We start from the raw sequence: 19,330 nt of genomic DNA on the forward strand, positions 1-19,330 counted from the left end.
TTCCTGTTCCCCTCCCGCCCCCCCCCCCCCCCCCCCCCCCCCCCCCCCCCCCCCCCCCCCCCCCCCCCCCCCCCCCCCCCCCCCCCCCCCCCCCCCCCCCACACACGTGACAGAGTTGCCGGACCGGGGCTCAGGCCCGGATGTCCCCGAACCCCTCCACCTCGCGCGGGTTGCGCGGACCCGGGCCGATGTAGCGGGCCGAGGGGCGCACCAGGCGGCCCGTCCGCTTCTGCTCCAGGATGTGGGCCGACCAGCCCGCCGTACGGGCACATGTGAACATCGACGTGAACATGTGCGCCGGGACCTCCGCGAAGTCCAGCATGATCGCCGCCCAGAACTCGACGTTCGTGGCGAGCACGCGGTCGGGGCGGCGGGCGTGCAGCTCCTCCAGAGCGGCCTTCTCCAGCGCCTCCGCGACCTCGAAGCGCGGCGCGTCCAGCTCCTTGGCGGTGCGGCGCAGCACGCGCGCACGGGGGTCCTCGGCGCGGTAGACGCGGTGCCCGAAGCCCATCAGGCGCTCGCCCTTGTCGAGGGCCTTCTTCACGTACGCGGTGGCGTCGCCGGTCCGCTCGATCTCCTCGATCATGCCGAGGACGCGGGAGGGGGCACCGCCGTGCAGCGGACCGGACATCGCGCCCACCGCACCGGAGAGCGCGGCGGCGACGTCGGCACCGGTGGAGGCGATGACGCGGGCGGTGAACGTCGAGGCGTTCATGCCGTGCTCGGCGGCGGACGTCCAGTACGCGTCGACGGCCTTCACGTGCTTCGGGTCCGGCTCGCCGCGCCAGCGGATCATGAACCGCTCGACGACCGACTCGGCCTTGTCGATCTCGCGCTGCGGCACCATCGGCAGCCCCTGGCCGCGCGCCGACTGGGCGACGTACGACAGGGCCATGACGGCGGCGCGCGCCAGGTCGTCGCGGGCGGTCCGCTCGTCGATGTCGAGCAGCGGCTTCAGCCCCCAGACCGGCGCGAGCATCGCCAGCGCGGACTGCACGTCGACGCGGATGTCCCCGGAGTGCACGGGGATGGGGAACGGCTCGGCGGGCGGCAGCCCCGGATTGAAGGCGCCGTCGACGAGCAGCCCCCAGACGTTCCCGAACGACACATGGCCGACGAGATCCTCGATGTCGACGCCTCGGTACCGAAGAGCACCGCCTTCCTTGTCGGGTTCGGCGATCTCCGTCTCGAACGCGACGACTCCTTCAAGTCCGGGTACGAAGTCGGACATCAGGCGGCTCCTCGTGATGCGTGCGACAGCTGCGGGATGGGTTTGGGCAGGGGGCGCCCCTTCCCCCGTGATGCCCCGTGCGGTGGAAAGTCACCCACCGGGTCGTAGGGGGGCCACAGTGGCCCAGCGGAGAGTTTGGCGGGTTCGACGGGTGCGGGGAAGCGTGACATCCGGCACACTGCCCCATTTACCGCGCAGAGGATTGGCGACCCTCCGTGCCGGGAAAACTGACACGCCGTGCCATCCCGGGGCGGCGGGCGGCGGCCCCGGCGCGGCCGCACGCTCCTGCGGCAGGATGACGCCGTGACCGACCACGACCCGGCCGCCATGCGCCGCCAGTACCGCACCACCCTCCTGGACGAGGCGGACCTCGCCGCCACCCCCATGGCCCAGTTCGCGCGCTGGTTCAAGGAGGCCGTCACCGGCGGCCTGCACGAGCCGAACGCCATGGTCGTCGCCACGGCGACCCCCGACGGCCGCCCGTCGACGCGCACGGTCCTGCTGAAGGCCTACGACGACCGGGGCTTCGTCTTCTACACGAACTACGCCTCCCGCAAGGCGACCGAACTGGCGGCGAACCCGCAGGTCTCGCTGCTCTTCCCCTGGCACCAGATCTCCCGCCAGGTCATCGTGACGGGAAGGGCGGCGCGCATCCCGAGCGAGGAGACTCAGGCGTACTTCCGCACCCGCCCCCACGGCTCCCAGCTGGGCGCCTGGGCGAGCCCCCAGTCGCAGCCGATCGTCTCCCGCACCGAGCTGACGACCCGCTACGAGGAGCTGGCGGCCCGCTATCCCGAAGGCACCGAGGTCCCGGTCCCCCCGGAGTGGGGCGGCTTCCGGATCGTCCCGGAAACGATGGAGTTCTGGCAGGGCCACGAGAACCGCCTCCACGACCGCCTGCGCTATGTGCCGGCCTCCGCCGACACCTGGCAGGTGGAACGCCTGGCCCCGTAGTACTTGGTCCTGGATATGCAGAAACCCGCGGGCTCGGGTTCCTCCGAAGAGAAGCCGGCCGGACGTACCGGCGAGCCCGCGGGTCGGTGACTGCTGGGAATTCGGCCGGCGACGAGCCGGCACTGCACAAAGAGTGCGACTGGCAGGCGCTAGCCCGCAGTCACCTCACGCGTCCGGTGTGAAATCACTTCCGGATCACCTCCTTTCGGCGTTGAACGACACACTAGACATGGCCCTGAGACGCCTCAACCGATTTTCGGGAGTCTCTTTTTTCGCGGCGTAGGAGTAGCCGTCCGCCCTTTGGAGGAGCCGCAGGTTGCGGTGCAGGACGTTGAAGCGGCCCGCCGAGGTGGTGAGGCTGCGCTGGCCCCTGCTGCGGACGGAGACGCGTCCGGTCCAGGTGCCCTTCCATCTGCCGCTGGGCATGGTGGCTCGTACGAGATCGCCGGTGACGAAGCCGTGGTGCTGCTTGGCGCGGGGCCGTTGCAGGCGGGGCGTAGCGGTCCGGGGTCGTGCGGGCGTACGAGCCGCGAACGGGCGGGGTGGGGGCTAACCCAGCGCCGCCGCCAGGTCCAGCGCCGCCCCGACCCGTACCGCCACGCTCTCCGCGAACGTCGCGTCGGGGCGTTCGAAGGCCGGGCGGCCGGGGCCGCGCAGGAACGTGAGGACCCCCAGAGTCCGGCCCCGGCTGCGCAGCACCGTGCACAGCGCGTGCCGCGCATCCGCCGGCCACTGCCGCTCCTCGGCCCAGCTCTGGGCGCCCGCACCCCCACTGGCCCGTACCGACCCGATCCGGTCGACGGCCTGAAGGGCGGGGTGGCCCGGCGCGTAACGCACCGGGATGCCACCGCCCGACACCGGCGCGACCGGGCCCGGCGCGCTCGCCGGCGACGCCGCCGTACGCACCAGACGCTCGCCCACCGCCACGTCGACCAGCGCGTGCTCCGCGAACCCGGCGAGCGCGAAGTCCAGGTACGCCATCGCCGCCTCCGACGGGTCCTCGCACTCCGCGGCCGTACGCGCGGCCCGGTACAGCTGGTTCCAGCGGAACCGCAGCCGGTCCGCCTCCTGCTCGGCCAGCTTCGCGTCGGTCACGTCCTGGAAGAGCCAGGCGACTCCCAGCGGCACCGGCTCCTCGGCCAGCGGCGAGGCGAGCCGCAGGAAGCCGCTGCGCCAGCAGCGCCGCCGCTCGCCCTCGGCGGTGCGCAGCGTCACCCACAGCTCGGCGGGCGAGTCGGGCGCACCCTCCGCGAGTACGTGGTGGAGCGCGCCCTCCAGCTCCTCCACGCCCTGCACGATCAGCTCGCCGAGCGGCCGCCCGAGCAGCGTGACCCGCCCGGTCCCGAGCGCCCGCGCCGCGTACGCGTTGACGACGGTGGGCCGCAGGTCCACGTCCACAAGGACGACACCCCACGACCCGTCCTCGAACAGGGCCTCGCTCAGCGCGATCGACCGCTCCAGGTCGATCTGCGCGTGCACCTCGCTGAACGCGCAGTACACGCCCGCCGGCTTGCCGTCCGCGCCCCGGACCCCCGCCGACTGCGTCCGTACGAGAACGCGCCCGCCGTCCTTCTTGAGCAGCGCGAACTCGTGCACCTGGCGGCCCGGCGCGTCCATCGCGGCCATCAGCCGGCCCTCGACCTCGCCCGCGTCGGCGGCCCGTACCGCCCACCCGGCGAAGCCCTGGCGGCCGACGGCCTCCTGGGCGCTCCAGCCGAGGATCCGCTCGGCCTCGCGGTTCCAGTGGGTGACCGCACCGCCCGCGTCGAACGCGCACAGCGCGGCGTCCATGCCGTCGAGCAGCGCGGCGAGCAGATCGCCGCCGTGCTGGGGCTCGGGCACCGGCGGACCGCCGGGATCGTCGTCGTGCCCGCGGTCCGGCTCGTCGGGACCGAGGGCGTTGGTGGTCTCACTCCGGGAAGCACTCATCCTGGCACCCCCTGCAGGACGTGTCGCCGCGTCACACCGACGCACCGACCCTCGTCGGATCATTCAACTGGAACGTGACGCATCCCACACCGACTTCCCCGAAATACCTTCACAGGAGGGGTCGTTTTGCGACGCGGCAGCGGGGGGAGGACGATCCGCGCGGGCTCACCCGGCGAGCTCCGCGCGCCAGCGCACCTCCCCGTCCTGCCACTCGCCGGTCGGGGCGAGCCCGGCGGCGCGCGCGACGGCGGCGGACGCGGTGTGATCGGGGTGGATGTGCGCGACGACGCGCCGCGCTCCGTACGCGGCGAGCCCCGCGACGAGCGCCCGCGCGGCCTCCACGGCGATCCCCCGCCCCTGCCAGGGCGTCCCCACGACCCAGGCGATCTCCGCCGTACCACCCTCCACAGTGGCCTGGACCGTACCCACCGACCGGCGCTCTTCCCGCAGCCGGATGACCCAGTTGAGCCACTGGACGGCGGGGTCGGGCGACCCGGCCGTCATCCGCGCGTACCGCGCACGCAGCTGCTCCACGTCGTCGGGCACGCCCCCGATGAACCGGTGCAGCGCGGGATCCCCGAGCACCTCCGCCATCTCCTCGGCGTGCCCGGCCCGCAGGGGTTCCAGATCGATCCGCGCGCCCGACATCGCCCACGCGCGCGAAAAGGCCTTTCCCGCCCCGCCCTCGTCGAACATAGTGACGCTCATGACCTCACTTGTACGTCACGTGACGTTCGACTGCACCGATGCCCACGCCCTGGCCACCTTCTGGGCGGCGGCCCTCGACGGCAAGCTCTCCGACGAGGACTTCCCCGGCGACCCGGAGGCCCTGGTGACCAGCGAGGGCGCCACCCTCCTCTTCGTGACGGTCCCCGACGCCAAGTCCGTCAAGAACCGCGTCCACCTCGACCTCCAGCCCCAGGACCGCACCCGCGACGAGGAGGTCGACCGCCTCCTGGCCCTCGGCGCCACCCTGGTCGGCGACCACCGCCTCCCCGACGGCAGGGGCTGGGTCACCCTCGCGGACGTGGAGGGCAACGAGTTCTGCGTGGAGCGGAGCGCGGGGGAGCGGGCGGGCCAGTAGCGCAGCGCCTAGTGCCGGAAGAAGATCCGGTCCCCGTACTCCGTCAGCACCCGCCCGTTCCACTCATGGCCCCCGTCCACGTTCCCGGAGCGCAGCAGCGGCGGCTCGATGCCCCGTTCCGCCAAGGACTCCGCCGCCGCGGCCATCATCGCCTGCATCAGGGCGCTGGTGACGACCGTCGACGCGGGGGCGAAGGGGGCCGGGATCGCCTCGTGGGTGAGTTCCGCGTCGCCGATCGCGATCTTGCTGTCGAGGACGATGTCGCAGTGGTCGCGCAGGAACGTGCCGGAGACGTGGCGCGACTTCGTGCCCTCGGTGTACGCGAGCGAGGTGACGCCGATGACCTTCAGGCCCAGCGCGTGCGCGTTCATGGCCATCTCGACCGGCAGCGAGTTGCGGCCGGAGAGGGAGACGATCACGAGGACGTCGCCGGGCTTGGCGGGGCTGGAGTCGAGGACCGCGCCCGCCAGGCCGTCCACGCGCTCCAGGGCCGAGCCCAGCGTCGCGGGCGTCACGTCGACCCCGACCGTGCCGGGCACGGCGAGGAGGTTCATCAGGGCGAGGCCGCCCGCCCGGTAGACGACGTCCTGCGCGGCCAGCGAGGAGTGCCCGGCTCCGAAGGCGAAGAGGCGGCCGCCCGCCGCGACGGTGTCCGCGATCGCGGTCCCGGCGGCGCCGACGTTCCCGGCCTCCTCGTCCCGTACCCGCTGGAGCAGTCCGATGGCGGCGTCGAAGAACTGACCGGCCAGTTTGCTCTCGCTCATCGCCTGGGCCCTTTCCGGGGGAATGCTCGGGGGAGGGAATGTCCGTGCCGCCGCACACGTTGCGGTCTGGACCATTGCCCTGTCAATACGCCCTGTGCCCAGTCCTCCCGAGCGCCCGTTCTCGGGCCGTGCCCCGGCCGGGGCACGGTTGTCAGTGGTATGCGTCAGAATTGAGCCAGGGCCAGCGCACGAGTGCTTTCAACATTCACAGCATCGAGGGGCACGTATGTCCGGACTGATCGACACGACGGAGATGTATCTCCGCACCATCCTCGAACTTGAGGAAGAGGGTGTGGTCCCCATGCGCGCCCGGATCGCGGAGCGACTCGACCAGAGCGGGCCGACCGTGAGCCAGACGGTCGCGCGCATGGAGCGCGACGGCCTGGTCCAGGTCGCGGGCGACCGGCATCTGGAGCTCACCGAGGAGGGCCGCCGCCTGGCCACGCGCGTCATGCGCAAGCACCGGCTCGCCGAGTGTCTGCTCGTCGACGTGATCGGCCTGGAGTGGGAGCAGGTGCACGCCGAGGCCTGCCGCTGGGAGCACGTGATGAGCGAGGCGGTGGAGCGGCGGGTGCTTGAGCTGCTGCGCCACCCGACCGAGTCTCCTTACGGGAACCCGATCCCGGGCCTGGAGGAGCTGGGCGAGAAGGCCGAGGCCGACGCCTTCCTGGAGGACGGCATCATCAGCCTCAACGAGCTGGAGGCGACGGAGGACGGCATGACGGTCGTCGTGCGCCGCATCGGCGAGCCGATCCAGACGGACGCCCAGCTGATGTACACGCTGCGTCGCGCGGGCGTGCAGCCCGGCGCTGTCGTCAGCGTGACGCGGTCCCCTGGCGGCGTCCTGGTCGGCAGCAGCGGCGAGGCCGCCGAGCTCGGCGCGGACGTGGCTTCCCACGTCTTCGTGGCCAAGCGGTAGGAAGCGTACGGAACACAGGGTCGACGGGGGCGGTGTCGCGCGGGTGCGCGGCGCCGCCCCGTTTCCTTTGGGGCGTACGGGAGTTGAGAGGGTGGGCCGACCGCCGTCCCCGACCGCCGTTTCCGGTCGGATCGGCAGCGGACGGGCGGTTCGCGTGCCACGCTGTCGGGTGAGGCATATGACCTGAAGGAGCGGAAGGGCGAACGGCCGAGGAGCGTACGGCCGGGAGGGGAGGGGATCGTGCGGAGAGTCCCGATGCGACTGTCTTCCGCTCCTGGCGGGCCCGGCGGGTCCCGCCGAGATGCAGAGGGCCCCGACGCCCTGCGGCGCCGGGGCCTGCCCTCCCCGGTGCTGACCCGGAGCCCCGAGCTCTCGGGGTCAGCTCCCTCGGGCCGGCCGGTCGGTCCCACCGTGGCCGCCCGCCTCCCGCAGAAGATCTCCCCTCGGGGCGGCCGGTCAATCCTTGAGTCCGGTCACTCGAACGAGGGGTGTTGCGCGAGAGACGCGGGTTTTCGAATAGGGGTTCGATACCCTGCCGTGAACTGACCTCAGGGCTTCGGGGGCTGAAGGGGGTGCCAGGACACATGGTGCGACGCAGCGACGTGACGGGATCCGATGGCGTACGCCTCGCTGCCTGGGAGTTCGCGGACCCGCCCAAGGGCCCCCGGGAGACCGACCGGGCGCCCGGGGTGTTACTGCTCCACGGACTCATGGGCCGCGCCGCGCACTGGGCGCCCACCGCCCGCTGGCTCGCCGAGAAGCACCGAGCGGTCGCCCTCGACCAGCGCGGCCACGGCCGCAGCGACAAGCCCGCCGAGGGCCCCTTCACCCGCGAGGCCTATGTGGCGGACGCGGAGGCGGCGATCGAGCAGCTGGGCCTCGCCCCGGTGACCCTCGTCGGCCACTCCATGGGCGCCCTCACCGCCTGGCAGCTCGCCGCCCACCGCCCCGACCTCGTCCGCGCCCTGGTGGTCTGCGACATGCGCGCCTCTGCGCTCGGCGCGGCCTCCCAGCGCGAGTGGGAGGACTGGTTCAAGTCCTGGCCGGTCCCGTTCGCGACGCTCGCGGACGTACGGAAGTGGTTCGGCGAGGACGATCCATGGGTGGAGCGCCCCAGCCCCGCGCGCGGCGAGTTCTTCGCCGAGGTGATGGCCGAGCGGGCCGACGGCTGGCGCCCGGTCTTCTCCCGCCGCCAGATGCTGAAGTCCCGCGAGACGTGGGTGTTCGACGCGCACTGGGAGGAGCTGGCCCAGGTCCGCTGCCCGGCGCTCGTGGTCCGCGGCCTCGACGGCGAGCTCGGACGCGCCGAGGCCCAGGAGATGGTCCGCGTACTGCCCCGCGGTCAGTACGCGGAAGTGGCCGACGCCGGCCATCTCGTCCACTACGACCAGCCGGAGGGCTGGCGGGCGGTGGTCGAGCCGTTCCTCCGGGAGGCGGCCGAGCACCCGGTCCCCCCGTCCCCCTGAACCGGGGACCCGAAGGGCTCAGCCGTGCCCCGAGGCCGCCGGGGCGGGGGTCGGCGCGGGCGTCGCCCACACCGGGTACTGCTCGCCCGGCTGCATGTTCTCGTACAGCTGGGGGACCGTCACCAGCGTGTAGCCCGCGCCGCGCAGCCCGGCGATGATGCCGGGCACGGCGGGCACGGTCCACTTCAGGACATCGTGCAGCAGGACCACGCCACCCGGCCGGGCCCGCTCCAGGACCAGCTTCCGTACGAGCTCGGTGGTCGTGTTGTGGTAGTCGGTCGCGGTCACGTTCCACAGGATCTGGGCGAGTCCGAGCGCGCGGGCCGCGCCCGTCACCCGGGCGTCGGTGAGGCCCTTGGGCGGCCGCATCAGCGTCGGCCTGACGCCTGTGAGCTGCTTGAGCGCCGACTGGGTGAGGGTGAGCTGGCGCAGTATCTCCGCGTCGGGCAGACCGGTCAGGACCGGGTGCGTCCAGGTGTGGTTGCCGATCGCGTGGCCCTGCGCGGCGATCCGCCGTACGAGGTCGGGATAGGTGTGCACGGGCTTGTCGCCGACCAGGAAGAACGTCGCCCGCACGCCTTCCCGGCCGAGTATGTCCAGCAGCTGCGCGGTGTACGGGCCGGGCCCGTCGTCGAAGGTGAGCGCGATGCACCTGGCGGTGCGGCACAGCGGCGAGTACGGCAGTGCGGCCCGGCCGTCCCCCGGCGGGGCCTCCGGGGGGCTCTCGTCGCCCTCGTGCACATGGCGTACGGGAGCGGCCCGGGGCGCGCGGGAGACCTCCGCGCCGGTGGCGCAGCCGACGCAGAACAGCAGGACCGAGGCGGCGAACCCGGCGGCCACGGCCCTGAGGGATATGCGATACGCGGTCACACAAAAGATCTACCCGTGCCCGCTCCGGCACGCATGCGGGCGTCACCCGCCGGAGTGACGCCCGCATGCGGCGGTCCTCAGCCCCGGCTGACCGCCAGGAGGATCTCCGGCAGCCGCCTGGCCGTGCGCGGGGCCGCGACGCGCAGCCCGGTGTACGCGACGAGCACCCCGTACACCGCCCCCGCCGGCAGCAGCAGCCACAGCGAGCCGTGCCGGTCCGAGGTGTGCAGCCAGATCGTCAGGCCGATCAGCGGCGCGCAGAGCAGCCCGCTGGTGAGCATCCCGCCGGTGATCGCCAGGAACGCGATGCCGCCCTGGCCCGGCGCCACGTTCTTGCGGCTGTCCTGCGGGATCGAGTACGCGAACGCCGCCGAGGCGACCGCGCCCGTCGCCAGCATCGCGCCGAGCAGTCCTAGGGACAGCCCCAACGCCTGCGGAAGCGCCGCCCAGTTGCCGACCAGCGAGGCCGTGACCACCGCGACCAGGACGGTGTACGGGGCCGTCACCAGCGCGATCGCGTACGCACGGGCACGCAGTTCCAGGAAGGCGTCCCGGGGCGTGGAGATCGTCTGGACGACCATCCAGAACGCCGAGGTGTCCTGCCCGAACTGGTTGTACATCTGGGCGCCCAGCATGAACGCGCCGAAGGAGGCGAAGTACACCGTGCCGTTGCCCTGGAGGGCGTTGACGACCGGGACGATCAGGCCGATGGCGAGCGAAGTGATCCACGCCGCCTTGGTCTTGGGGTCGCGCCAGGCGTACCGCAGGGTGCGCAGCATGACGGTGCCGGTGCGGCCCTCGGGCAGCAGCCCGGCGAGTCCCGGCCGGTCCGCCTGCTTGCGGGCCGTGTCGGCGGGCCGCAACGTCGAGCCGTCCGGGGTCGTCATCAGCCGTACCAGCGAGCGCTGCCAGGCGTACAGCAGGGCCGCCAACGCCACGGCGGTGAGCGCGAGTTGCAGTGCCGCCCGCCCGTACGCGCCCTCGCTCGCCGCGTCGACCGCGCCGATCGCTGCGGCGGGCGGCAGCCAGCGGATCACGTTCCCGGCCGGGTCGAGTGCGGAGAGGCCGCCGGAGTCGCCGAGCTTCTGCACCCCGAAGTTGACGAACTGGAAGCCGATGGCGATCACGAGACCGCTGAGCACGGCGAGGTCGCGGCCCTTGCGGGAGGTCAGCAGCCGGGTGTTGGCCGTGGCCACCGTCCGCGCGAGCGCGACGCACACCAGGATCGCCAGCGGTACGGCGAGCACCGCGACGGCGGCCGCCGCCGCGCTGTGGGCCACCGCGATCGCCGAGCCGAGCACCAGGCAGAGAGTGAAGAGCGGCCCGATGCCGACCAGGGAGGCGGCGAGCAGCGCCACGATCAGCGAGCGCGGGCGCAGCGGCAGCATCACGAGCCGGGTCGCGTCCAGGGTCTCGTCGCCGCTCGGGAAGAACAGCGGCATCACCGTCCAGGCGAGCGCCAGGACGGCGGTGACCAGGACGGCCACCGTGGCCGCGTGGGCGTCGCCGCGCAGCGCCAGCAGGCCGAGGAGCTGGAGGGCGGCGAAGAGGAGGGCGAGCACGGCCGAGGTGATGTACGCGGCCCGGCGCCCGCCGGACTGCCGCAGCCCGTTCTTGAGCAGCGACAGCTTCAGCCGTACGAAGAGCGGGGTGAGGGAGGGCGTGCCCAAGGGCGCGGCGGCCTTCGGGGCCGTGTCGGTGGCGCTCATCGGGCCGCACCGCCGCCGAGCCAGTCGAGGGTCTCGCCGGTGTCGCGGCCGTGGGCGCCCACGAGTTCGAGGAACGCGTTCTGCAGCGAGGTCGCGCTGCCCCGGACCTCGGCGAGCGTGCCCTGTGCGCGGATGCGCCCGGCGGCCATCACCGCGACCCAGTCGCACAGCGACTCGACGAGCTCCATGACGTGGCTGGAGAAGACGACGGTCGCGCCGGAGGCGGTGTAGCGCTCCAGGACGCCCCGGATCGTCTGCGCGGAGACCGGGTCGACGCCCTCGAACGGCTCGTCCAGGAACAGCACTTCGGGGTTGTGCAGCAGGGCCGCCGCGAGCCCGATCTTCTTGCGCATACCGGTCGAGTAGTCCACGACGAGCTTGTGCTGGGCGCCCGCCAGGTCCAGGACGTCCAGGAGCTGGGTGGCCCGCTTGTCGACCTCGGCGCCGGGCAGCCCGCGCAGCCGGCCGGTGTAGCCGAGCAGTTCGCGCCCTGTCAGACGCTCGAAGAGCCGCAGTCCCTCCGGCAGTACGCCGATCCGTGACTTCACGGCGACCGGGTCGCGCCAGACGTCGTGGCCGCCGACCTCGACGGTGCCGCGGTCGGGGCGGAGCAGGCCGGTCACCATCGACAGGGTGGTGGTCTTGCCCGCCCCGTTCGGCCCGACCAGGCCGATGAACTTGCCCGCCGGAAGCTCCAGATCGATCCCGGCGACGGCGATCTGGTCGCCGAAGCGCTTCCACAGATCGCTGACCCGGACGGCGGGCGGCAGGTCCCGCACCCCGTCCGCGGTGTCCACACCCGTGGCCTCCGGGCCCGCGGGATCCGGTTCCGCAGGGTCGGAGCCGCCGTCGATTGTCTGATCCGGCATGGTGGTGCGCCTTTCATCCCCGTACGTACGTCCGTACGTCTACGGGGACACCCTACGAGTGGCGCGCCCGGGCGGCGGCGGCCTCGCGTCCGCAGGCGTACGCGAGGGGGCTGATCAGCTCTTCCGCGTCCGGCAGCCAGCGGTTGGCGGGGGTGGGGCGGCGGGCCCACTGCACCGCGCCGTGGCCGCCGATGCGGGTGGGCGGCGCCGCCACGTAGTCCCCCTCGCCGCGGGTGATCAGGTCGATCGAGGAGGCCGTCCAGCCCAGTTCGCGCACCAGGTCGGGGACCTTCGCGCCGGCGCCGGGCAGCACGAAGAACAGCATCCGGCGGTCCGGGGTGCAGGTGACCGGGCCGAGCGTGAGCTCCATGCGCTCCATCCGGGCGAGCGCCAGGAAGCCGGCCGACTCCGCGACGTCGATCGCGTCGAAGGTGCGGCCGGTGGGCAGCAGGATCGACGCCTTCGGCTGTTTCGACCACATGCGGCGGGCGGCGACCGCGCTCCCCGTGGCCTGGGTCGCCCAGTCCGGCCGGGACGGGTGCGCCCCCGGCGACGGGCAGGCGGCGTCGCCGCACGAGCAGTGCTCCACGCCCTCGGCCGCCTCCAGCCAGGTGCCGGGGAACACGTCCCAGTGCCGCTCTTCCGCGTACCGCACCGCGCTGTCGAGGAGCTGGTCACCGCGCTGCTTGGGAATCTGTGCGGCTTCCGTGCCTGTGATGGTCTCTTCCACGCAGGACTCAACTCCCGCCACCACCGCGGGTTACGGGCGCGCGCCGGGCGGCGCAGGAGCATCGATCCTGCATCCGGGGCGCATGGGTGCATGGACGGGGGCGCGCGTGGGGCCGCGCCTCTCGTGGCGGGTAGCCACAAGCGGGGGGCTCCGGGGAAACGGACAATGCGCCCGTTGGTTCGACATCACTTCACCATCGCGACATCGCCGCCACCGCCGACATCACACGCGACCGTCATTCATCAGATTTACGGCGCATTTTCTGCTTCTCGCGCTTTCCTTCGCTTCCTTCGCATTCTCTTCCTTTTCGCAGGGCATTGATCACAGGAGTGATCAACTGCCGCATCAGGGGGTTCACATGGCAGCCAGGCCTCTAGTCGCCCGCCAGCCCAATGAACGGCTGCAGGCGCTCATCCAGGAAGCCGGGTGCTCCAACGCGGGTCTCGCCCGGCGCGTCAACATGGTCGGCGCCGAGCGCGGGCTCGACCTTCGGTACGACAAGACATCGGTGGCGCGCTGGCTCCGCGGCCAGCAGCCCAGGGGACGGGCGCCGGGCATCGTCGCGGAGGCGCTGGGGCGCAAGCTCGGGCGCACCGTGACGATCGACGAGATCGGCATGGCGAACGGCAAGAACCTGGCGTCGGGGGTGGGGCTCCAGTTCTCGCCCACCGTCCTCGGCGCGATCGAGCAGGTCTGCGAGCTGTGGCGCAGCGACGTGGGCCGCCGCGACTTCCTGACCGGCTCCACGGTCGCCGCCTCCGCGCTGGTCGAGCCGAGCCGCGACTGGCTGATCACCAGCGCGGACGTGCAGGTCGCGCGCAACGCCGGGCAGCGGGTCGGGGTCGCGGACGTCGACGCGGTGCGGGCGATGACGGACGCGCTGGTCGAGCTCGACCACCGGTTCGGGTCCGGGCATGTACGCCCGGTCGTCGTCCACTACCTCAACAGCGTGGTGTCCGGGCTGCTCGCGGGCTCGTACCGGGAGACGGTCGGGCGCCAGCTGTTCGCGGCGGTGTCGCGGCTCACGGAGCTGGCGGGCTACATGGCCGTCGACACCGGCCAGCCGGGCCTGGCGCAGCGCTACTACATCCAGGCGCTGCGGCTCGCCCAGGCGGCGGGGGACCGGGGCTACGGGGGGTACGTGCTGGCCGCCTCCATGAGCCACCTCGCGGCCCAGCTGGGCAACCCGCGCGAGATCGCGCAACTGGCGCGTGCCGCCCAGGAGGGCTCGCGGGGCCGGGTCACCCCTCGCGCCGAGGCGATGTTCTTCGCGGCGGAGGCGCGGGGGCACGCGCTGCTCGGCGACGCGCGTACGTGCCAGACGGTGGCGGGGCGGGCCCTCGCGGCCTTGGAGGCGGCCTCGGCCGACTCCGGCGACGACCCGTCCTGGATCGCCCACTTCGACCACGCGTACCTGGCGGACGAACTCGCCCACTGCCACCGGGACCTGGGGCAGCCCGAGGCCGCCGCCCGGCGCGCCGAGGAGTCACTGGCGGGCCACCCCGAGACACGGGCGCGGCGCCGGGCGATCGGGCTGATCCTGCTCGCCACGGCGCAGGTGCAGCAGCGGGAGGTGGAGCTGGCGTGCGCCACGGGTGCGCGGGCGGTGGACCTGCTGTCCACGCTGCGCACGAACCGCGGCGCGGACTATCTCGACGACCTCCAGCAACGCCTGGAGCCGTACGCGGACGAGCCGTCGGTACGGGAGTTCGGCGCGCGCCTCGAAGTCCAGGCGGCGTAGCCCCCACCCCGCCCGTTCCCGCTGTGACGTTCGCGGCTCCGCCGTGCGGCCTCCGGGGGGGTGGGGGCGAGGGCCGGTTACCCGGGGGCTGGGCCCCCGGACCCCGAGCGGGGCTGCGCCCCTGCACCCGCTTGCGGGGCCTGCGGCCCCTGAACCCGCATACGCGGGCTTTCGCCCCCGGTACCCCCACTGGGGCTGCGCCCCCGCCCCCGCTTTCGGGGCTCCGCCCCGGATCCCGTTCGTCTGCGGGCCCGGTGGGGGCTGGTCGCGCAGTTCCCCGCGCCCCTGAAAGGGCGGGGCCTGCGGCCCCTGCCCCGCTCCTCAAGCGCCGTAGGGCCTGAATGTGCGGGCTCCCCCCTGACGCCCGAGGACTGAAAATATGGCCGGGCCCCGTCCGCCTTAAGGGACGCGGGGAACTGCGCGACCAGCCACACTCAGCCCGCAGACAAACACGCACCCCCAAACAAGCCCCAGGCCGCAGGCGAACACGCAGCCCCGGCGCAGCCCAGGAAGAGGGGACTGGGGGGGCCGCCCCCAGATGGGGTTACGCGAAGACCACCGTGCGGCGGCCGTTCAGCAGGATCCGGTGCTCCGCATGCCACTTCACCGCCCGCGCCAGCGCCTGGCACTCCACGTCGCGGCCGACCGCCACCAGCTGGTCGGGGGTGACCTCGTGGCCCACCCGTTCGACCTCCTGCTCGATGATCGGGCCCTCGTCCAGGTCCGCGGTGACGTAGTGCGCGGTCGCGCCGATCAGCTTCACGCCCCGGGCGTGCGCCTGGTGGTACGGCTTCGCGCCCTTGAAGCTCGGCAGGAAGGAGTGGTGGATGTTGATGATCCGGCCGCTGAGCTGCTTGCAGAGGTCGTCGGAGAGGACCTGCATATAGCGGGCGAGCACGACGAGCTCGACGCGCTCCTCCCGTACGAGCGAGAGCAGCTCCGCCTCCGCCGTCTCCTTCGTCTCCTTCGTCACCGGGATGTGGCGGAAGGGGATGTCGTAGGAGGAGACCAGCTCGGAGAAGTCCGTGTGGTTCGAGACCACCGCCGCGATCTCCACCGGCAGCGCGCCGATCTTCGAGCGGAAGAGCAGGTCGTTGAGGCAGTGGCCGAACTTCGACACCATCAGCACGATCCGCATGCGCTCGTCCGCGCGGTGGATCTGCCAGTCCATCTGGAAGGAGTCGCCGACGGCCGCGAAGCCGGCCCGCAGCTTCTCCACCGTCACCGGCGCCTCGGCCGAGAAGTGGACCCGCATGAAGAAGAGACCGGAGTCGCGGTCTCCGAACTGCTGACTGTCCTCGATGTTGCAGCCGGTGATGAAGAGACAGCTCGACACGGCGTGCACGATGCCCTGTTTGTCCGGGCAGGAGAGCGTGAGGACGTACTGGTCAGTCATCCAGGCAGGATGCCACAACCGGCACCCGGCCCCCCGCGCCGCTCAGGATGCGGAACGGGTGAGGATGTTCAGGACCTCAAGGGAGCGCGGCTGTACGTCCGGGTCGTCCCCGTCGTTCACCGCCAGCCGTACGTGTGCCTCGCGCGCGGCCCGTACCGCCTCCGGCCACCCGTGGTGGGCCAGGAACCCCGACACCGGGGCGTCCGCGCCGACCTGGTGCATGATCCGCAGCACCCGCAGCACCACCACGTCGACGAGGGCGGCCTCGCCGGAGTCCCGGAAGACCGTGCCGACGTACTTCTCGGCCGACCAGTTGTCGAGCCAGGTGTCCTCCACCAGCCGGTAGACGGCGTCGGTGATGTCCCCGTACCCCTCCTGCCCGGCCAGCCACACCTCCTGCTGGAAGGCATCGTCGGAGAGCATGTGCAGCGCGGATCGCACGTTCGCGCGCCAGCGCCACCACGGCATGTCATTCAACGGCATGCCGCCCATGGTGGGGGAGCGACGGCCGCGACGGGAAGAGCTGGCTGAACCTTGCTGCACGCGTTCGATCGTACGTTCATGTTCTCCCGGTCCCCAGGCGCCCCCGTAATTCACCCGCGCGTCACCCAGCGTTGAGAAGTGCTCACTCTGCCGTTACCCGTGAGGCGGAATTGTGCAGGGACATGACCGGATGGCGCAGCTCCTCCTCCCCCCGCCCCTTCCACTCCGTGGCGGCCGCGCTGGTCGCCGTGTGTACGGCGGCCGGAGCCTCGCTGGTGACCGGCTGTGGCGTGATCCCTGGAACCGCGGGGGGCTCCAGGGATCCCGTCACGGTCATGACCTGGGCACCCGACAGCACCCGTGCGACCAATATGCCCGGAATGCCGTCCATGGCGGAGGCATACGCGCGATGGGTCAACGCGCACGGCGGCATCGACGGGCACAAGCTCCAGGTCCTCACCTGCAACGAGCACAACACCGCCACCGGCGCCGCCGAGTGCGCCCGCCGCGCGGTCAAGGAGAACGCGGTCGCCGTCGTCGGCTCCTACAGCCAGCACGGCCGCGCCTTCATGGCCCCCCTGGAGGCCGCCGGGATCCCGTACATAGGCGGCTACGGCGTCTCCGACGAGGAGTTCACCAGCGCGCTCTCCTACCCCGTCAACGGCGGCCAGGCCACCCTGCTCGCCGGCACCGGCAAGCAGCTCGCGGTGTGGTGCGAGAAGGTCGCGCTGGTGCGGCCGGACACCGTCTCCGGCGACATCATGCCCTTACTCCTCGACTCCGGCCTGACCACCGGCCACCGCAAGCCGTCCGCCGACATCCGTACGACCGAGGACGCGGGCGACTACACCCCGCAGGCCCAGGAGGCGCTGGTACGGGCCGGGGCGGACCCGGAACTGCCCGGGAGGATAGGCAGGAAGGCGGCCGCCGAGCGGGCCCGCAAGGGGTGCGTCACCGCGGTCCTCGGCGCCCGCACCGAGACGTTCTTCGACTCGTTCCGGCGCGTCGAGGACGACGGCCAGAAGGTGCAGATCGCCTCGGTGCTCGGCTCGGTCGGGCAGCCGCTGATCGACCGCACGGGCGGTGCGGACGGCCCGTTCGAGGGCGCGTACGTCACCGGCTGGTACCCGGAGGCGGGCGACGCGCGCTGGGGGCCGATGCGGCAGGTCATCCGGGAGCAGGCGTTCCGGGACGAGTCCATCGACGCGGCGGACGCGGGCGTCCAGACGACCTGGATCGCGTACACCGTCCTGAAGAAGGTCGTCGAGTCGCTGAACAAGAACGACGTGGCCGCGCACGACCTCGTCCGCGCGCTCAACAAGGGCGTCAGCGTGGAGACGGGCGGGCTGACGCCGACGCTGCGGTGGAAGTTCGAGGACATGCTGGCGGCGCCGGACTTCCCCCGGATCGTCAACCGCGATGTGACGTTCCAGGTGGTGAAGGCCGGGCGGCTGACGGCGGCGCAGCGCGGCTTCACGGATGTGAGCACGACGCTGGAGGACGCGTCGGCCCTGGGCTGACGCGCACCTGCGGGGCGTTACGGGTCAGAGCTGGGCGGAAGACCGCTTCGTCAGGCCGTACTTGCCCGCGATCGCGTTCCACAGCCCCGACGCCTGCTTCTTGGCGAGGGTCGCCTCGCCGCTGGCGCGGTCGCCCTGGGCGGCGTCGGGCGTACGGCGGGCGTGGCCGTGCTTGCAGCCCTTGTCCTTGCCGGACTGGTCGGCCCAGGCGGCGTAGTGGTTGTCGGCGGACGCGGACGCCTGCCACGCCTTGGTGAGCTCGGCGGTGAGCCTGGCGTTGTTCGGCAGCTTGTCGACGGCGACCTTCTGGAGCCGGGTGACCAGCTCGCCGCGCTGGCGGGCGGCGTCGCGCAGGCTCGTGGCGGCCGCGTCCAGCTTGTCGCAGCCGCGGATGTCGGCGACCGCGCCGATGACGGCGTCGCGGCTGTTGTTGCTGTCGGCGAGCAGCTTGTCGAGCTCGACGGCCTGCGCCTTGGCGGGGTCGGCGGGGGCCTTGCCGTCACCGCCGCCGGTGGTCGGGGTGGTCGCGGCGATGGGCGCGTTGTCGTTCTTCTTCTCGCCGCCGCCCCCGCCGGTGCCGCTGATGAGATACCCGGCGCCGAGCCCGAGGACGGCGAGGCCGACGCCGATGGCGGCGATCAGACCGAGGCGGGAGCGGCGCGGGGGCTCGTCGTCGTACGAGTCGTAGGAGTCGTACGGGGCCTGGTGCTGCGGGGGCTGGTACGCCGGGGCGGCCTGCTGCTGGGGCTGCACCTGGACCTGGACCGGCGGGGCCGGGGCGAACCGGGGCAACTGCTGGTTCTCACCCGGGCGTTGGCCCTGCGGCGGCCCGTCGGTACGGAAGAGGCTGTCGAACTCGGCGGGCGGCTGCCGCTCCTCGGGCGCGCCCGGACGTATGCCGTACGGCGTGTCCTGCGGGGCGGCCGGAACCGGCGGCAGGTACTGGGTCGCCTCGGCGCCGCCGGGGGCCTCCGGGGGGAGGGCGCCCGGGGATGCCGGGGGTACGGGCGCGAGGAACTGGGTGGCGTCGGAGGCGCCGGGCGCGGGCGGGACGGGCGCGATGTACTGGGTCGCGTCCGAGGCGTTCGCCGGGGGCGGGGTGAGGTACTGCGTCTCCTCGGCGCCGCCGCCGTCCGCCGGGACGGGGGCGATGTACTGCGTGGCGTCGCCGCTCTCGGCGGGCAGGGGCTGTCCCCAGACGGGCGCCGGGTCCTGCGGACCCCATGGCTGCCCCCAGGGCTGGCCCCCGGGCGGCCCCGGGGGCAGCGGGGCGGATCCGTCGGCGGGCAGCACGACGCCCTCGTGTGCGGGCCGTACAGCGGGTAGCTGCGGCTCGTCACCCTGTCGGCTCTGCGTCACCGGGACTCCTACGCGTGGGACTACGGAATCATCGAGCCACGCTACCGGGTCCCCGGGGCGGGGTGCCACGCCCACCCGGTTCAGCGCCCGGTTGCCCTGCTGGGGGCTCCGCCCCGGGCCCGGTGTTTGTCTGCGGCCCGTCCGTGGCTGGTCGCGCAGTTCCCCGCGCCCCTTTTGGGCCCGGTGTTTGGCTGCGGGTCGGCTGTGGTTGCTCGCGCAGTTCCCCGCGCCCCTTGAGGCACCTCCAGCTCCTCCGGCATGCGAGGGGCCCGGGCGAAATCAGCCTCTCCGGCGTTTGAGGAGCGG

The 19,330-nt window shown here is 72.8% G+C and carries 17 protein-coding genes; 6 read left to right on the forward strand and 11 right to left on the reverse strand.

All coding sequences use genetic code 11. The annotated features are described in order from the left end of the window. Positions 1–130: 130 nt before the first annotated feature. Complete coding sequence (locus tag ACZ499_RS03080) at positions 131–1,231, reverse strand: citrate synthase 2 (RefSeq protein ID WP_468671607.1); 1,101 nt, start codon at positions 1,229–1,231, stop codon at positions 131–133. Between the two features lie 303 nt (positions 1,232–1,534). On the opposite strand from ACZ499_RS03080, the gene pdxH reads away from it, so the two are divergent. Then, complete coding sequence (pdxH, locus tag ACZ499_RS03085; protein WP_468411625.1) at positions 1,535–2,185, forward strand: pyridoxamine 5'-phosphate oxidase; 651 nt, start codon at positions 1,535–1,537, stop codon at positions 2,183–2,185. Positions 2,186–2,734: 549 nt separating this feature from the next. On the opposite strand, the gene ACZ499_RS03090 is transcribed toward pdxH, so the two are convergent. Then, positions 2,735–4,114 carry a PAS domain-containing protein gene (locus ACZ499_RS03090; RefSeq protein ID WP_468671610.1) on the reverse strand — a complete coding sequence of 460 codons (1,380 nt, stop codon included), beginning with the start codon at positions 4,112–4,114 and terminating at the stop codon, positions 2,735–2,737. Positions 4,115–4,279: 165 nt separating this feature from the next. Continuing rightward, positions 4,280–4,810, reverse strand: coding sequence for a GNAT family N-acetyltransferase (locus tag ACZ499_RS03095; protein WP_468672080.1), 531 nt, complete (start codon positions 4,808–4,810; stop codon positions 4,280–4,282). A gap of 10 nt (positions 4,811–4,820) precedes the next feature. On the opposite strand from ACZ499_RS03095, the gene ACZ499_RS03100 reads away from it, so the two are divergent. Then, the gene (locus tag ACZ499_RS03100; protein WP_468671612.1) at positions 4,821–5,198 is read left to right on the forward strand and encodes a VOC family protein; all 378 of its coding nucleotides are present in this window, start codon (positions 4,821–4,823) and stop codon (positions 5,196–5,198) included. A gap of 8 nt (positions 5,199–5,206) precedes the next feature. Here the strand turns inward: ACZ499_RS03100 and ACZ499_RS03105 are convergent, their stop codons facing one another. Further along, positions 5,207–5,962 (reverse strand): SIS domain-containing protein, encoded by a 756-nt coding sequence (locus ACZ499_RS03105; protein ID WP_468671614.1) that lies wholly within the window; start codon positions 5,960–5,962, stop codon positions 5,207–5,209. Positions 5,963–6,188: 226 nt separating this feature from the next. On the opposite strand from ACZ499_RS03105, the gene ACZ499_RS03110 reads away from it, so the two are divergent. Together ACZ499_RS03110 and ACZ499_RS03115 are read left to right on the forward strand one after the other, a co-directional pair. After that, the gene (locus ACZ499_RS03110; RefSeq protein ID WP_067162907.1) at positions 6,189–6,881 is read left to right on the forward strand and encodes a metal-dependent transcriptional regulator; all 693 of its coding nucleotides are present in this window, start codon (positions 6,189–6,191) and stop codon (positions 6,879–6,881) included. A 584-nt stretch (positions 6,882–7,465) separates the two neighbouring features. After that, a complete protein-coding gene (locus ACZ499_RS03115; protein ID WP_468671617.1) occupies positions 7,466–8,347 on the forward strand; it encodes an alpha/beta fold hydrolase in 882 nt (293 codons plus the stop codon). An 18-nt stretch (positions 8,348–8,365) separates the two neighbouring features. On the opposite strand, the gene ACZ499_RS03120 is transcribed toward ACZ499_RS03115, so the two are convergent. From ACZ499_RS03120 to ACZ499_RS03135, 4 genes are all read right to left on the reverse strand, one after another. Then, positions 8,366–9,217, reverse strand: coding sequence for a polysaccharide deacetylase family protein (locus ACZ499_RS03120; protein ID WP_468671619.1), 852 nt, complete (start codon positions 9,215–9,217; stop codon positions 8,366–8,368). A gap of 77 nt (positions 9,218–9,294) precedes the next feature. Beyond that, positions 9,295–10,926: a transporter gene (locus ACZ499_RS03125; RefSeq protein WP_468671622.1), complete on the reverse strand. Its 1,632-nt coding sequence runs from the start codon at positions 10,924–10,926 to the stop codon at positions 9,295–9,297. After that, the gene (locus ACZ499_RS03130; RefSeq protein WP_468671627.1) at positions 10,923–11,795 is read right to left on the reverse strand and encodes an ABC transporter ATP-binding protein; all 873 of its coding nucleotides are present in this window, start codon (positions 11,793–11,795) and stop codon (positions 10,923–10,925) included. The genes ACZ499_RS03125 and ACZ499_RS03130 overlap by 4 nt, the downstream gene beginning before the upstream one ends. Positions 11,796–11,847: 52 nt before the next feature. Beyond that, positions 11,848–12,525, reverse strand: coding sequence for a bifunctional DNA primase/polymerase (locus ACZ499_RS03135; RefSeq protein ID WP_468671630.1), 678 nt, complete (start codon positions 12,523–12,525; stop codon positions 11,848–11,850). 358 nt (positions 12,526–12,883) lie between these two features. On the opposite strand from ACZ499_RS03135, the gene ACZ499_RS03140 reads away from it, so the two are divergent. Then, positions 12,884–14,266: a transcriptional regulator gene (locus ACZ499_RS03140; RefSeq protein WP_468671633.1), complete on the forward strand. Its 1,383-nt coding sequence runs from the start codon at positions 12,884–12,886 to the stop codon at positions 14,264–14,266. Between the two features lie 544 nt (positions 14,267–14,810). Here the strand turns inward: ACZ499_RS03140 and purU are convergent. Both purU and ACZ499_RS03150 read right to left on the reverse strand, forming a co-directional pair. Further along, a complete protein-coding gene (gene purU / locus ACZ499_RS03145) occupies positions 14,811–15,662 on the reverse strand; it encodes a formyltetrahydrofolate deformylase (protein WP_468411603.1) in 852 nt (283 codons plus the stop codon). Positions 15,663–15,704: 42 nt separating this feature from the next. Continuing rightward, positions 15,705–16,154 carry an SCO4402 family protein gene (locus tag ACZ499_RS03150; RefSeq protein ID WP_468411821.1) on the reverse strand — a complete coding sequence of 150 codons (450 nt, stop codon included), beginning with the start codon at positions 16,152–16,154 and terminating at the stop codon, positions 15,705–15,707. A 173-nt stretch (positions 16,155–16,327) separates the two neighbouring features. Here ACZ499_RS03150 and ACZ499_RS03155 point away from each other — a divergent pair, with 173 nt between their 5' ends. Then, positions 16,328–17,665: an ABC transporter substrate-binding protein gene (locus tag ACZ499_RS03155; RefSeq protein WP_468671639.1), complete on the forward strand. Its 1,338-nt coding sequence runs from the start codon at positions 16,328–16,330 to the stop codon at positions 17,663–17,665. Between the two features lie 24 nt (positions 17,666–17,689). Here the strand turns inward: ACZ499_RS03155 and ACZ499_RS03160 are convergent, their stop codons facing one another. Beyond that, on the reverse strand, positions 17,690–19,024 hold the full coding sequence (locus ACZ499_RS03160) for a hypothetical protein (RefSeq protein ID WP_468671641.1): 1,335 nt from the start codon (positions 19,022–19,024) through the stop codon (positions 17,690–17,692). Positions 19,025–19,330: the final 306 nt, after the last annotated feature.

The sequence above is a fragment of the Streptomyces sp. NPDC031265 genome, from assembly GCF_055570295.1.